Source organism: Kitasatospora sp. NBC_01250 (genome assembly GCF_036226465.1).
Lineage (GTDB): Bacteria > Actinomycetota > Actinomycetes > Streptomycetales > Streptomycetaceae > Kitasatospora.
In genome coordinates this window covers 2,059,026-2,073,506 of record NZ_CP108476.1, presented here as the reverse complement: position 1 = coordinate 2,073,506, position 14,481 = coordinate 2,059,026, and the positions used below count along the sequence as shown (strand labels likewise).

The following is a 14,481-nucleotide window of genomic DNA, read 5'->3' as shown; positions in this document are numbered from 1 at the left end:
AGCCGTCGTTGCGCTTCGTCAGCCGACTACTGGACGTTGATCGCCGTGTCGTCGAGCACGAAGGAGGTCTGGTACTCGTTGTCCTCGGTGCCGGTGAACTTCAGCGTGACGTTCTGCCCGGCGTAGGCGGACAGGTCGAACGTGTGCTGCGCGTAACCGGTGTTGTGGTCCAGGTTCGAGTAGCTGTGCAGCGTCGAGAGCACCGTGCCGGCGCTGTTCAGCACCTGGACGGAGAGCGTGTCATAGGCCTTGGTGGTGCTGGTCTCGGCCGTGTCGACGTGCAGCCAGAAGCTCAGCTGGTAGCTGGAGCAGCCGGTCGGGAGCGTGACGGACTGGGCAAGCGTGTCGGTGTGCGTGCTGCCGTAGCCGTCCAGCCAGGCGTCCCAGCTGCCGCTGTGCGGCGGCTCGGAGCTGCTGTTGCTGACCACGCCGGAGGAGGTGCTCCACGGGGAGGCGCTGCCGGTCTCGAAGCCGGGGTTGCCGAGCAGCTGGGCCGCCGTGCAGCTGCCGCCGCCGGCGGGGTTGACGGTCCAGCTGAAGGTGGTGCTGCCGCTGGCGTTGGTGCCGTCCGTGGCGGTGACCGAGACGGTGCTGCTGCCGGCGGTGGTCGGGGTGCCGGAGATCAGGCCGGTCGAGGCGTTGATCGACAGGCCCGCGGGCAGCCCGGTGGCGGCGTAGGAGAGGGTCTGGCCGGAGGCCGAGTCGCTCGCGCTGACCTGCAGGTCGGCGGCGGTGCCGACGGTGCCGGTCTGGTTGCCCGGGTTGGCCACGGTCACGGTGTTGCTGCCGCCGCCGCCCGGGTCGACCGTCCAGCTGAACGAGGTGGAGCCGGAGGGGCCGGTGGAGTCGGTGGCGGTGACCGAGACGGAGCTGGTGCCGGCGGTGGTGGGGGTGCCGGAGATCAGGCCGGTCGAGGCGTTGATCGACAGGCCCGCGGGCAGCCCGGTGGCGGCGTAGGAGAGGGTGCCGCCCGCCGTGTCGGTGGCGCTGACCTGCAGACCGGCGGCGGTGCCGACGGTGCCGGTCTGGGTGCCCGGGTTGGCCACGGTCACGCCGGCGCTGCTGACCTGGTTGAAGTCGGCGGTGAAGGTCGCCTCGATGCCGTTGAGCACGCCCGGGTCGCTGACGATCAGGCCCAGCTCGCGGTTGTGGTTCAGCGAGTTGTCGGAGAAGTTCTCCGAGCCGGCGAAGACCTTGGCGCTCGACGTGCCGTAGTCGGCGACGATCGCCTTGGCGTGGACGTAGAAGCCGGTCGAGCTGGTGTAGGTGGTCACCTTGCCGCCGGCGGCGGTGACCTGGTTGAGCTCGCTGGTGTAGGTGCTGTTCTCGTTCTCCGCCACCACCCGGACGGTGACGCCGCGCTGCTCGTCCGCGACGATCGCGTTGACCAGCGCGGTGTCGCCGAACTCCTCCTCCTGGACGTCCAGGCTGTGCTGGGCGCCGTTGACCAGGGCCAGCAGCTGGGTCTGCGAGTCGGTGGGCGACCAGACCAGGTCGTCGCCGTCGGAGGGGGTGATCGAGGTCTTCGCGTAGTCGGCGTTGAAGACCTGCTCGATCGCCGCGACGTCCTTGGCGTCGGTGTCGAAGACCCCGTAGTCGCGCGAGGTGGCGTAGTACGTGGTGTCGAAGTTGCCCGTGCTGATGTAGGACTTGGCGCCGTCGACGGTGATCGTCTTCTGGTGGGTGTAGACGAAGCTCGACGAGGAGTAGGTGACCCCGACCCCGGCGGCGGACAGCGCGCTGTAGGCGGCGCTGTTCACCGAGGTCTGCTTGGAGTCCAGGATGACGCGCACCGGTATACCGGCCTTCTCCTTGGCCACCAGGTCGTTGACCAGGGTGGTGTCGCGCAGCTCGTAGATCGTCACGTCGATCGACTTGGTCGCCGAGTTGACGAAGTTGTAGATCGCGCTCTCGCCCTGGTCCGGGAGGATGACCAGGGAGTACGTGCCGGTGGCGGCGTGGGCGCCGGCCACCGGCAGCAGGGCGCTGGCCGCGGCGGTCGCACCGGCCGCGAGGGTGAGCAGAGCACGACGCGTGTGTCTCATTCGGGTCTCCGGACGTAGTCGACGGGGAGTTCCACGCGCGTAGCTCTTGGGGCGCAACGCGCGTAGCACTCAAGTAAGACACAGGCCTGATGGCGCGTGAAGTGTGCGCGCATGACAAGTAATTGAACAGCGGGACGACGGGAGACGGCGGTGGCCGATAATCGGTTTTCATGTTTGCTGGGGGCTGCGAACCTCCCGTGTGGACTGTGCCGTTGAGGCGAAGGAGAGGTGGGATCCTTGCTGCTCCGCGACGTTGAACCGGGTGATCTGGACGCCTATGTCCGGATGCGCTGCGATCCGGCGATGATGACCGAACTCGGGGGCCCGCTACGGCGCGAGGCGATGCCGGACAAGGTGCGCCGGGACGTGGCACGGGTGCTGGCGGACCGTCAGTGGATCAAGATGATCGTCCCCGACGAGTCCCGGCCGACGGTGGTCGCCGGAACGGTGACGCTCTGGGCGCACGCCGGCGGTGCGGACCGTGGTGCGGACGGTGGTGCGGAGGCGCGCGAGGGCGTGGCGGCGCACACGGCGGCGCGCTCGGAGATCGGGTGGATGGTCCTGCCGGAGTTCCAACGGCAGGGGCTGGGCAAGCGCGCGGTGCGCGAGCTGCTCGCCCGCGCCCGTGCCGACGGCCGGTGGGGGACGGTCAGCGCGTTCCCGGCCCGCGGCAACGCCGCGTCGAACGCCATCTGTCGCGCCCTGGGCTTCCACCTGGTCGGCGAGGAGCGCAGCGACTTCGCCGGCCGCGTCCTGCTGACCAACCACTGGACGATCGCGACCTGACCACGGGCGGGGCTCAGTGCATGGTCGGGGCGAGCGTCCAGTCGATCGCGGAGAGGGTGAGCATCGACAGCAGCGTCGACCAGAGCACCGAGTTGCGCGGCAGCGCGGTGTTCAGGCCGTACTCGCGGGCGTAGATGAAGACGTTCTGCGCGGTCGGCAGCGCCGAGCAGATCACCACGGCGAGCAGTTGGTGCGGGGTCAGGTGCAGCAGCAGGCTGCCGACGGCGAACGCGACCAGCGGCTGCACCAGGTTCTTGGTGACCACCGAGAGGCCCACCTCGGCGCGCAGCGAGCCGTCCGCCGAGGCCGGGCGGGCGTGCAGCGACATGCCGAGCGTGACCAGCGCGGTCGGTACCGCCGCGCCGCCGAGCAGGTCGCAGGAGTGGCCCAGCGCGCCGGGCAGGTGCAGGCCGGTGGCGGAGCTGAGCACCCCGAGCGCGGAGGCCAGGATGATCGGGTTGCGCAGCGGCAGCCGCAGCAGCCGGCCCAGCCGTTCGGCCCGGGTGCCCTCGGTGCTGGTCCCGGCGTCCAGCGCGCCCAGGATGATCGGCGTCACCAGCAGGACCTGGAAGAGCAGCACCGGGCCGACGAACGATGCGTCACCGAGCACCTGGACCGCCACCGGGATGCCCAGGTTGGCCGAGTTGACGTAGCCGGCCGCCATGCCGCTGATCGCCTGCTCGGCGGGACGGCGGCCGAACAGGAAGCGCGCGCCGGCCCAGCCGAGCAGCGAGGCGACCAGCGTGCCGGCCGCGAAGGCGAGCATCGAGGCGTTGGCGAAGGTGCGCAGCGGCGCCTTGGCGAGCATGGTGAACAGGGCGGCGGGCATCGCGACATGGAAGACGAACCGGCCGAGCACCGCCTCGGCCTGTTCGCCGAGCAGACCGGTGCGGCTGACCAGGTAGCCGACGGCGGTCAGCGTCCAGATCGGCACGAAGCTGGCGAGCAGGGGTTGCAGGGTGTGCATGGCTCGCTCCTCGGCTGGCGGCATGGCTGGCGGCGCGGCCGGCGGACTGGCTGGCGGCTTGGCACCGCACAGTCAACCAGGCCACCGGAAGCGGCCGTTCCGTGCCCCCGTCCCCGCGCCCGCGCCCGCGTACCGACCGGTAGGTACCACCGGGTCGGCCCGGCACCCGGGCGCGGCACCCGGTGCCTCCGGTGCCAGGGCCTGTCCGGCGACGCACCCGGCCTGGAATGCGAGGTCGCAGACCCCGTATGGTGGCGCGAAAGGGGGAGCGGTGTGCCAGCCGCGACCCGTGGACCGAGATCGCCCAGGGTGGCGGGCGGGTGGTGACCGGCGGTGGCGGACAGTGCATCGATCCCCGGAGCTGCGGTGCCGCCGCCCGACCGGCCGGCGGGCGGGTGGCCCGGCGCCGTCGGCCAGCGGCCCGCCGGCGGGTACGACCCGGAGCGCACCGCGCCGATCCCCGCGCCGGTGATCGAGGACGCGGTCCCCTCGCCGTACCGGACCCCGCCCGGTGCCCCGGCCAGCGCCCACGCCGACATCTGGTCCGGCGTCGCCCCCGCGCCGGTCGACCTGGCCCCGACCGCCGTCCTGCCGCCGATCGAGGACGCCGCGGCGTCCTCGTACCGCCGGGGCGGGTCGGAAGGCACGGCCGTGCTGCGCGCGGTGGTGCCGAGCCCGGCCACGGCGGTGCTGCGCGCGGTGGTGCCGCCCGCCGCCCAGAGCGGTGACGCCCAGGCGCCCGCCGAGTCCGCGCCCGCCCCCGCCGCCGCGCCGGACCTCGCTGACGAGCCGCCGGCCTCCTCCGGCTGGACCGGTACCTTCACGCTGCCGCCGCAGGGCGCCGCAGCCCCCGGCGCGGGTCCGGGCTCCTGGGTCGGCGGCGGCCTGCGGGGCCGCATCCTCGCGGTCGAGGGCGGTTACGGCAGCGCGGGCCGGCGCGGCTGGGGGCGCGGTGGCGCGGGAGCGTCGCAGGTGCTCTCCGCGATGCTCGCGGCCGTCGCCCCGCAGACCCTGCTCGCGGCCGAGTCGGTCGACGCCGTCCACCTGCCCGCCGCCAGCGACCCGCAGACCGTCCTCGCCCACCTGCGCGCCGCCTCCCGGCACCCGGGACCGCTGCTGGTCCACCTCGGCGGCCACCTGGTGGCGGACAAGCGCGGCGCCGGGCTGTACCTGACGCTGCGTGACTCGAAGACCGGCACGATCCGCCAGGACGGGCTGGCCTGGTCGGCGATCGCCAGTGAGCTGCGGGCCCGGCCCGCCGAGTGGGACACGCTGGTGCTCGCGGACCTGAGCGCCGAGCAGAGCGCCTGGCCGCTGCTCCAGGGCGGCAGCACGGGACCGGTCACCGAGGGGCTGCCGCTGTGGGCGGTGGTCGGGCCGGACCCGGAGCAGATCGGCACCTTCACCCGCGCGCTGATCGAGGCGCTGCACGGTGGCCGCCCGGGAGCCGGACCGCTGCTCACGCCGGAGCAACTGCGGGCCCAGGTGCACTCGGTGCTCCGCCCGGACGTGCTGATCTTCGCCTCGTACGGCCAGGAGCGCCCGGTCTTCCGGAACACCGCGCGTCAACTCGCCGGCGAGGCCCAGCCGCAGGCCGCCCCGGCGGTCGGCGGACCTGCCGTCGCCGCCGTCGCCGCGACGGTGCCGCTGCCGCGTCCCGCCGCGAACCGCGGACCGGTCTCGCTGGCCAAGCCGGGCGTGCCGCCGACGGTGCGGCCGATCCACCTGGTCACGCTGCTCAAGGCCGATGCGTGGACGGCCCCCGAGGCGGCGGTGGCCGAGCCCGCGCAGGCGCCGGTGGCGCCCGACCCGGCCGAGGCCGTGACCGAGCCACTGCCGCGCCCGTCGGCGGCCGGCGCCCCCGACGCACAGCCGGACGCAGCCGCACCCGTACCCGCGCCCGCAGCCGCCCCCGTCGAGGCGACCCCCGTCGCCCCGGCCCCCACCGAGGCCGTACCCGAACCTGCGGCCGCCGCCCCCGCCGCCGCGCCGGAACCCGCCCCCGCCACCGCGCCGGAACCCGTGCCGCCGCCGGACGACTACCGCGAGGCGATCGGCCTGATCGTCCGCACCGCCGACGCCGGCGAGCACGAGCGGGCCGCCGACCTCGCCCTGACCCTGGAGGGGCAGGCGGTCACCGCCCACGGCGCGATCTCCGCACCGGTGCTGATGGTGCGTCAGGTCAGGGCGCACGTCGCCAGGCTGTCGGGCGACCCGGCGACGGCCTCGGAGCTCTACCGGCAGGTGGCGCTGGTGCTGCTGGCCGCCGAGGGGCCGCAGGATCCGGAGGCCCAGCGCGTGGCGACCAACGCCGAGGCCTGCTGGCGGGCCGTCCAGGACCCGCGGCGGGCGGTGCAACTCGGCCCGCTCATGCTGGAGTTGCGGGCCCAGCTGCCCGGCGAGGACGGCCGCAAGCTGCGCTCCTCGGAGCGCTACCTGGCGAAGCTCGAAGCAGCGGCCCGGGCGATGACGGGTCCGAGCTGACGCACGCACGACCACAAGCACCCGGGTGGGGCACTCACGAACGAGTGCCCCACCCGGGTGCGTTGCGGCGTGCCGCGGATCGGCGTCAGCCCGGTGCTCAGTGCCCCGCGAGCGTGCGCACGAAGCGGTTGGCGTCGATCGTGCCGAGGCCGGAGGCCAGGTCGTAGCCCTGGGTGGCCTGGTAGCCCGTCACGTTGTTCCAGCCGTTGTCACCGGTGGTGACGTCCTGGAGGCCGCTCCACTGCGAGGGCAGCAGCGACATGCCGTACAGGCGCCAGTTGATCTGGCCCAGGCGGTAGCCGGCGCGCTGGTCGGCGAGCGCGACGATGCCGGAGAAGATCGGCGAGGCCTCGCTGGTGCCACCGGTGAGGTGCCAGCCGACCGCCTTCGGGTCGTAGGACTCGTAGGTCCAGGCCGAGCCGTCGACGGCGGCGCTCATGCTGATGTCGGGGGTGCCGCGGTGGTCGCCGACCACGTTGGCCACGCCCGCCTGGTACCACGGGCGGTCGAAGACGGCGGAGGTGCCGCCGCCGCCCGCACCGTACGCGTCGTGCCAGACCTTGTCCGGCGCGGTGCGGTTGCCGTTGTTGTCCAGGGTCAGCTCGGTGCCGCCGACCGAGGTCACCAGCGGGTCCGAGGACGGCCAGGAGTTGACCTTGTGGGTGTAGAGGTTGTTGTTCAGGTCGTCGTCGGTGACCCCGTTGTCGCCGGAGGAGGCGAGCACGGTGACGTTGTGCGCGGCCGCCTCCTTGAAGGCGTAGCGCAGGTCGGTGAGCGACTTGTAGTCACCCTTGTCGAAGCCGGGGAAGGTGTCCTCGGTCGCGCCGAAGCTCTGTGTGATGACGTCGCCCTTGCCCTGCTTGATCAGCGACTGCTCGGCGGACATCATCTCGGGCAGACCGGTGACGCCCTCGGTCTCCGAGACACCGGTCTCGACCAGCACGATGTGCGCCCCGGGGGCGATCGCGTGGGCGTACTCGACGTCCAGCGTGGTCTCGCCGGCCCAGCTGGTGTGGTCCGGGTTGTTCGCGTCGAAGGGCGGCACGTTGCCCCACTTGACGACCTCGACGTTGGTGTCGGGGATGCCCCACTGCTTGTCGAAGGTCTCCAGGTCGTGCTGGATGGTCGGCGAGCCGAAGGAGTCCACGATGACGATCGTGCGGCCCTTGCCGGTGGTGCCGTCGGCGTACAGCGGGTTGAGGTCGTACGCGGCGCGGTACTGCAGCGGCGAGTAGCAGTGGATGCCGATCTGCGTGACGCAGTCACTGGTGCTCAGCGGCGCGGTGCGGGCCTTCGAGTCCTGGTGGCCCTCGGACGCGGGGTGCAGCTTGAACGCGACCTTGGCGGGGGCGTCGGCTGCGAGGGCCGTGCCGCTCTGCACGGTGACCATGCCGGTCGTCAGGGCGGTGGCCCCGACGGCGAGCAGCGCGAGGGCGCGGGTGGTCGTGGAGCGTCGGGGGCCCGCGGTGGCGGGGGAGGTGCCCATGGGACTCCTTGGGATGGGGAGGGGAGTTGCCGAGACGCGGGCTCGGCCCGGACATCCCATCGTGTGGAGAGCTGATGAATCTATAGTCATTTTGGACTCTTGACATTCATCGTGAACATGCCGAACAGTTCCGCGAATAACCGCGGGATTAGCCCGATCGGCGCAGGCCAGGGCGGTGGCCCGCGCTCGGACGGTTCGTCAAGTGCCGGTCAAGAGAAGACGATGACGGTGGACCGGCGGCTCAGCTCCAGAGCGCGCGCACCGCTCGACATGTCGCGCTCCCCTCGTCCGGCCCGCGGTGGGCCGCGGTGGTGACAAGCGGTCCGGCCGCGTGATCATTCCCGCGGCCGGACCCGGCTCCGATCAGCCCTACCGTGCCCCGACCGCCCTACCGCGCCCCGCCGTTGACGTACAGCGTCTGCCCGCTGACGTAGGAGGCCTCCTCGCTGGCCAGGAACGCGACCACCGCGGCGATCTCCTCCGGCCGCCCCGGCCGGCGCAGCGGGGTGCGCGCCGACACCTCGGCCTGGTGCTCCTCGGGGCTGGCGCCGACCCGCTCGGCGGTCGCCTCCGTCATCGCGGTCACGACGTAGCCGGGGGCGACCGCGTTGACGTTGATGTTGAACGGGCCCAGCTCGATGGCCAGCGTGGCGGTCAGGCCCTGGATGCCCGCCTTGGCGGCGGCGTAGTTGGCCTGGCCCCGGTTGCCGAGCGCGGAGCGGGAGCTGAGCGAGACGATCTTGCCGTACTTCTGCGCCACCAGGTACTTCTGCGCGACGTGGCTGCAGTTGTAGGCGCTGGTCAGGTTGACCGTCAGCACCGCGTCCCAGTCGGCCTTGGGCATCTTGAAGAAGAGGTTGTCCCGGGTGATCCCGGCGTTGTTGACCAGGATGTGCAGGCCGCCCAGCTCCTCGACGACGCGGGCGAAGGTGTGCTCCACCGCGTCGTAGTCGCTGACGTCGCAGCCGTACGCGTGCGCCGTGCCGCCCTTGGCGGTGATCGCGTCCGCGGTCTGCCGGGCGCGCTCGGCGGTCAGGTCGACCACCGCGACCGTGGCGCCCTCCTCGGCCAGCAACTGGGCGGTGGCGGCGCCGATCCCCTGGGCGGCGCCGGTGACCACGGCGACCTTGCCGGTGAAACGTGACATCTGTGCAGGCTCCTTCAGTTCTTCTCGATCAGGACGGCGGTGCCCTGGCCCACGCCGACGCACATGGTGGCCAGGCCCCGCCGGGCGCCGGTGCGGCGCATCCGGTGCAGCAGGGTGGTCAGGATCCGGGCGCCCGAGCCGCCCAGCGGGTGGCCGAGCGCGATCGCGCCGCCGGTGGGGTTGACCAGCTCCGGGTCCAGTCCCAACTGGTCGACGCAGGCCAGCGCCTGGGCGGCGAAGGCCTCGTTCAGCTCGGCCTCCTCCAGGTCCCCGACGCGCCAGCCGAGCCGGTCGAGCGCCTTGCGGGTGGCCGGCACCGGGCCGATGCCCATCACGTCCGGGCCCACCCCGGCCGAGGCCCCGGCGGCGTAGCGGCCCAGCGGCTCCAGGTCGAGCTCGCCCAGCGCCTGCTCGCTCACCAGCAGCAGCGCCGCCGCACCGTCGTTCATCGGGGAGGCGTTGCCGGCGGTCACCGTGCCGCCGGGGCGGAAGGCGGGCTTGAGCTTGGCCAGCCGCTCCAGGCTGGTGTCCTCCCGGATGCCCTCGTCCTGGGTGACCGTCACCCCGTCCGGGCGCAGCACCGGCAGCAGCTCGGCGTCGAAGTGGCCGTCCTTGCGGGCGGCCGCGGCGCGCTGGTGGCTGCGCAGCGCGAAGGCGTCCTGCCGCTCGCGCCCGATGCCGTACCGGCTTGCCACCTCCTCGGCCGTCTCGCCCATGCCGAGCACCCCGTGCAGTTCGTGCATCAGCGGGTTGGTCAGTCGCCAGCCGAGCCGGGTGTCGAAGGTCTGCATGCTGTGCGGCAGCGCCTCGTCGGGGCGGGGCAGCACGAACGGCGCCCGGCTCATCGACTCGCAGCCGCCGGCCACCACGACGTCCGCCTCGCCCGCGGCGATCGTGCGGGCCGCCATGGTGACCGCCTCCAGGCCGGAGGCGCACAGTCGGTTGACGGTGGCGCCGGGCACGCTGTCGGGCAGCCCGGCGAGCAGCACGGCCATCCGGGCCGCGTTGCGGTTGTCCTCGCCGGCCTGGTTGGCGGCGCCCCAGTAGACGTCGTCGATCCGGGCCGGGTCGAGCGCGGGGACGTCGGCCAGCAGGCCGCGCAGCACGGCGGCCGACAGGTCGTCCGGACGGACGGTGGACAGGGCGCCGCGCAGCCGGCCGATCGGGCTGCGGCGGGCGGCGGCGAAGTAGACGGGACGCACCTCGGTGGGCTCCTCTCCTGATCAGAACGCGTTGACGCCGGTCAGCGACCGGCCGATGAGCAGCTTGTGGATCTGGCTGGTGCCCTCGTAGAGGGTCATCACGCGCGCGTCGCGCACCAGCTTGCCGACCGGGTACTCGTCGATGAAGCCGTAACCGCCGAAGACCTGCAGCGCGTTGTTGGCGGCGCGCACCGCGGCCTCACTGGCGAAGAGCTTGGCGACCGAGGACTCGGTGGCGAACGGCAGCCCGCGTTCGATGTGGTCGGCGACCCGCCAGGTGAGGAGGCGGGCGGCGTCCAGGTCGACCGAGATGTCCGAGATCAGCTCCTGGACCAGCTGGTAGGAGGCGATCGGCTTGCCGAACTGCTCGCGCTCCGTCGCGTAGCGCACGGCGGCGTCCAGGGCGGCCTGGATGATGCCGACGCAGCCGGCCGCCACCGACATCCGGCCCTTGGCGAGCGCGGCCATCGCGACCGTGAAGCCCTTGCCCTCGGGGCCGAGCCGGGCGCTGTCGGGCACCCGGACCCCGTCGAAGGAGAGCTCGGCGGTGGCCTGGCCGCGCAGGCCGAGCTTGCCGTGGATCTCCCGGCGGGTGAGACCGGGGGTGTCGGTGGGGACCAGGAAGGCGCTGATGCCCTGGTGGCCCGGTCCGCCGGTGCGGGCGAAGACGAGCGCGACCTCGGCCCAGCTGCCGTTGGTGATGAACATCTTGGCGCCGCTGATCAGCCAGTCACCGCCCTCGCGCACCGCCTTGGTGGTGAGGTTGGCGGCGTCCGAGCCGGTGCCGGGCTCGGTGAGTGCGAAGCAGCCCAGCGCCTCGCCGGAGCAGAGCCGCGGCAGCCAGTGGCGCTTCTGCTCCTCGGAGCCGTAGCTGTTGATCGACTTGGCGACCAGGCCGAGCGAGACCGAGACGGTCCCGCGCACCGCGGAGTCGCCGCGCCCCAGCTCCTCCAGCACCAGGCAGTACGCCAGGTGGTCGCCGCCGCTGCCGCCGTGGCTCTCGGGGATGGTCAGGCCGAGGAAGCCGAGCTTGCCCAGCTTGCCGACGATCGCGCGGTCGACCGACTCGGCGCGGTCCCAGTCCGCGCAGTACGGGGCGATCTCGCGCTCGGTGAACTCGGCGGCGAGCGCGCGGACCGCGGCCTGTTCCTCGGAGAGTTCCAGGTTCACTGTGGCCCGTCCTCGTAAACTAGCGCTGCAAGTTTTTTCGAACTCTAGCCCGCCCGGCCCCGGTCTGGGAAGGGTGCCCTGCGAGAATGGCCCGACCCGCCGCCCGCCCTGCCCCGTTCGGAGGACATCCGCCCATGGCCCGGCCCCGCACCCCGCTGCTCAGTCGCGGGCGGATCGTGGCGGCCGCGCTCGCCGTGGTGGACGCCGACGGCCTGGAGGCGCTCTCCACCCGCCGGCTGGCCACCGAGCTGTCGGTCAGCGGTCCCTCGCTCTACAACCACTTCGCCACCAAGGACGAGCTGCTCGACGCTGTGGTGGACAGCGTGATGGGCGAGGTGGACCTGGGCATGTTCGCCACCGGCGCCGACTGGCGCACCGCGCTGCGCGACTGGGCCCGCTCCTACCGGGCCGCGCTCGCCGCCCACCCGCACGTGGTCCCGGTGCTCGCCCAGGGGCCGGGGCGGCGGCCGAACGCGCTGCGGCTGGCCGACGCGGTCTTCGGCTGCCTGGTGGAGGCGGGCTGGCCGCGCGGCCAGGCCACCCGGATCGGCGCGCTGATGCGCTACTTCATCACCGGCTCGGCACTCGGCTCCTTCGCGGCCGGGTTCCCCGAGGACGAGCGGCTCTACGCGGACGACTACCCGCACCTGGGCGAGGCGCACCGGCTGGCCGAGCACCGGCGCGCGGTGGACGAAGGGGCCTTCGAGACGGGGCTCGCGGCGCTGCTGGACGGGCTGGCGCTGCGGTTCGACGAGCTGGAGCGGTGAGCCGACCGGCACTCACCGGTCGGCTCACCGGGGATCAGGCCCGGCCCACCGGGATCAGGCCCGGCCCACCGGGATCAGGCCCGGCTCACCAGGGATCAGGCCCGGCTCACCAGGGCTCGCGGGCCACGAACGCGGGCCGGGTGGCCGGGTCCACCGCGTCGTAGTAGCGGTGGTAGACCGGAGTCAGCCCGCCCGACACCGGCGGCACGATCCAGCTCCAGTCCGTCGGCGTCTCGCGCCCCAGCCGCTTCTCCTGCGCGATGTGCGTCAGGAACCGCTCCGACTCGGTGTGGTGGTCCGTCATCGTCACCCCCGCCTCCTGGTAGGAGTGCAGCACCGCCCGGTTGAGCTCGATCAGCGCCCGGTCCTTCCAGAGCGTGCGGGCGCTGGAGGTGTCCAGGCGCAGCCGCTCGGCGATCTCGGCGAGCATGTCGTAGCGATCGGCGTCGGCGAGGTTGCGGGCGCCTATCTCGGTACCCATGTACCAGCCGTTGAAGGGCGCGGCGGGGTAGCGGATGCCGCCGATCTCCAGGGTCTGGTCACTGATGGCGGGGACGGCGTACCAGCGCAGGCCGAGCTCGGCGAACCACGGGTGGTCGGGGTGGCTCAGCGGCACCTCCAGGGTGCTGTCGTCCGGCAGTTCGTACCACTGCGGCCGTTCGCCGGCCCGCTCCTGCACCAGCAGCGGCAGGATGTCGAACCGGCCCTCGCCCGGCTTCCAGCCCAGGTCGGCGGCCCTGGCCGCGAGCTGTCCGCCCGCCGGGTCCCCGGTCCAGCCGCCGTCACCGTCCGGGTAGCCGGCGTAGCGCACCAGCTGGGAGTTGACGATCCGGGCCGCCGGACGCCCGGGGCGGTCCGGCGCGAAGACGCTGATCACCGGGCGGACCCGGCCGCCGTTGGTGGCCACCCGCAGGTGCTCGAAGCACTCCTGGGCCAGCTCGTCGGCCGAGGAGACCTCGCGCAGGTCGCGCACCACCAGGCTGCGCCAGTAGAGCCGGCCGATGCAGCGCGCGGAGTTGCGCCAGGCCACCTTGGCGCCGAAGGCCAGCTCCTCGGGGGTGTGCCGGTAGGTGCCGGTGCGGGCGATCTCGTCCAGCACCTCGCGCTCCCGCTGCACCGGGCTGCCCGCGCCCGGCTGCTCGGCGTGGAACTGGCGCACGAACGCGGCGGCCTGGTCGGGGTCGGTGAAGGCGGGGGTGAACAGGCTCGGCGGCATCCGCCGGGCCTGCCCGGGGACGGTCTGCCCGGGGACGGTCTGTCCCGGGACGGTCCGGCCGGGGACGGCCTGCCCGGCGGCCGGTCCGCCCTGGCCCATGGGGCAGCCCGGCGCGAAAGCGGCCACCGGGTCGGTGTCGGGCTTACGGGTGCGTATCCGGCTGAAGATCACAGATGGCGTCCTTTCCGCCCTTATGGATAGCGGAAGGGGCAGCTCGGCGGTCGGTTGTGACCGAATCCCGCACAGATTCCTCCCGGGACACGCTAGGCTTCCTCCTCCTCGTGTGGATCTTGTGGAGGCCGACCGGCGCGCCGGTCGGCGGCCATGGCACGGCTTCTCCACAAGGTGTTTGCCCTGACGTCGATATGACGGAGTGTCAGCTCCGTTTGTGCGACTCCCGGCCCGCGCCGGGCGGTCCGGCGAAGACCTGCGCGATCGGGACCCACGCGGTCGCCACCGGTCCGGAGACCCGCAGCGCCAGATCGTCCGGGTGGCGCCGCTGGGTCACCAGCAGGCAGAAGTCCAGCGCCGGGCCGGCGATCCGGTCCGCCGCCTCGGCCGGGCCCCAGGACCACTCCTCGCCGCCCGGTCCGGTCAGCTCCACCCGCACCGGCTCGGTCGGCACCGCCAGCCCGTGCGCGGAGAAGGCGAAGCCCAGCGTGCGGACGCCCAGGTGCGCGATGTGCCGCAGCCGGGCGGTGGGCTTGCGCTCGGCACCCAGCGCCTGGGCCACGTCGTCACCGTGCGCCCAGGTCTCCATGATCCGCGCGGTGGCCATCGAGGGGGCCTTCATCGGCGGGCCGAACCAGGGCAGGCGGGTCTCCGGGGGCACCCCGGCCAGCGCCGCCAGCACCTCGCCGCGACCCTGCCGCCAGCGGTCCAGCAGCTCGGCCGGCGGCAGCGCGGCACCGGCGGCCGCGGCGTCGTCGACGATGCCCTCGAACTCCGAGGCCCCGGAGAGGAGTTCGGTGGCCGCCGGGTGGAAGGTGGCCGGGTCGCGCACCGAGCGCAGGCTCCAGTCGTCGGTCCAGGCCAGGTGGGCGATCTGATGGGCCACCGTCCAGCCCGGCGCGGGCGTCGGGGTGGACCACCGGTCGGCGGGCAGCCGGGCGACGAGCGCGTCCAGCTCCGCGCCCTCGTCCCGTAGGTCCGCCAACAGTGCGGCGACGTCCGTCATCTGCTCTCTCCCTCTCTCTCGATCCGTACCGGGG

At 73.2% G+C, this 14,481-nt stretch carries 11 protein-coding genes; 3 read left to right on the top strand and 8 right to left on the bottom strand.

Going from position 1 to position 14,481, the window contains the following annotated elements; genetic code table 11:
- Nucleotides 1–26: 26 nt before the first annotated feature.
- On the bottom strand, nucleotides 27–2,045 hold the full coding sequence (locus OG500_RS08390; protein WP_329578228.1) for a putative Ig domain-containing protein: 2,019 nt from the start codon (nucleotides 2,043–2,045) through the stop codon (nucleotides 27–29).
- A 237-nt stretch (nucleotides 2,046–2,282) separates the two neighbouring features.
- Between OG500_RS08390 and OG500_RS08385 the strand changes: the two genes are divergently transcribed.
- Nucleotides 2,283–2,831, top strand: a complete 549-nt coding sequence (locus tag OG500_RS08385; RefSeq protein ID WP_329578225.1) for a GNAT family N-acetyltransferase — start codon at nucleotides 2,283–2,285, stop codon at nucleotides 2,829–2,831.
- Nucleotides 2,832–2,844: 13 nt separating this feature from the next.
- Here the strand turns inward: OG500_RS08385 and OG500_RS08380 are convergent, their stop codons facing one another.
- Nucleotides 2,845–3,798, bottom strand: a complete 954-nt coding sequence (locus tag OG500_RS08380; protein ID WP_327065781.1) for an AEC family transporter — start codon at nucleotides 3,796–3,798, stop codon at nucleotides 2,845–2,847.
- A gap of 333 nt (nucleotides 3,799–4,131) precedes the next feature.
- Here OG500_RS08380 and OG500_RS08375 point away from each other — a divergent pair, with 333 nt between their 5' ends.
- Complete coding sequence (locus tag OG500_RS08375; protein ID WP_329578221.1) at nucleotides 4,132–6,282, top strand: hypothetical protein; 2,151 nt, start codon at nucleotides 4,132–4,134, stop codon at nucleotides 6,280–6,282.
- A gap of 97 nt (nucleotides 6,283–6,379) precedes the next feature.
- On the opposite strand, the gene OG500_RS08370 is transcribed toward OG500_RS08375, so the two are convergent.
- The 4 genes from OG500_RS08370 to OG500_RS08355 all read right to left on the bottom strand — a co-directional run bounded on the left by OG500_RS08370 (nucleotide 6,380) and on the right by OG500_RS08355 (nucleotide 11,287).
- Complete coding sequence (locus OG500_RS08370; protein ID WP_327065779.1) at nucleotides 6,380–7,768, bottom strand: S53 family peptidase; 1,389 nt, start codon at nucleotides 7,766–7,768, stop codon at nucleotides 6,380–6,382.
- A gap of 388 nt (nucleotides 7,769–8,156) precedes the next feature.
- Nucleotides 8,157–8,915, bottom strand: a complete 759-nt coding sequence (gene fabG, locus OG500_RS08365; protein WP_327065778.1) for a 3-oxoacyl-ACP reductase FabG — start codon at nucleotides 8,913–8,915, stop codon at nucleotides 8,157–8,159.
- Nucleotides 8,916–8,929: 14 nt separating this feature from the next.
- On the bottom strand, nucleotides 8,930–10,117 hold the full coding sequence (locus tag OG500_RS08360; protein ID WP_329578217.1) for a thiolase family protein: 1,188 nt from the start codon (nucleotides 10,115–10,117) through the stop codon (nucleotides 8,930–8,932).
- 21 nt (nucleotides 10,118–10,138) lie between these two features.
- Nucleotides 10,139–11,287: an acyl-CoA dehydrogenase family protein gene (locus OG500_RS08355; protein WP_329578214.1), complete on the bottom strand. Its 1,149-nt coding sequence runs from the start codon at nucleotides 11,285–11,287 to the stop codon at nucleotides 10,139–10,141.
- 134 nt (nucleotides 11,288–11,421) lie between these two features.
- On the opposite strand from OG500_RS08355, the gene OG500_RS08350 reads away from it, so the two are divergent.
- Nucleotides 11,422–12,054, top strand: coding sequence for a TetR/AcrR family transcriptional regulator (locus tag OG500_RS08350; protein WP_327065775.1), 633 nt, complete (start codon nucleotides 11,422–11,424; stop codon nucleotides 12,052–12,054).
- Nucleotides 12,055–12,160: 106 nt separating this feature from the next.
- Here OG500_RS08350 and OG500_RS08345 read toward each other — a convergent pair whose 3' ends face one another.
- Together OG500_RS08345 and OG500_RS08340 are read right to left on the bottom strand one after the other, a co-directional pair.
- A complete protein-coding gene (locus OG500_RS08345; protein ID WP_327071474.1) occupies nucleotides 12,161–13,270 on the bottom strand; it encodes a nitric oxide synthase oxygenase in 1,110 nt (369 codons plus the stop codon).
- A 376-nt stretch (nucleotides 13,271–13,646) separates the two neighbouring features.
- Nucleotides 13,647–14,447 carry a TIGR03084 family metal-binding protein gene (locus OG500_RS08340; protein ID WP_329578209.1) on the bottom strand — a complete coding sequence of 267 codons (801 nt, stop codon included), beginning with the start codon at nucleotides 14,445–14,447 and terminating at the stop codon, nucleotides 13,647–13,649.
- Nucleotides 14,448–14,481: the final 34 nt, after the last annotated feature.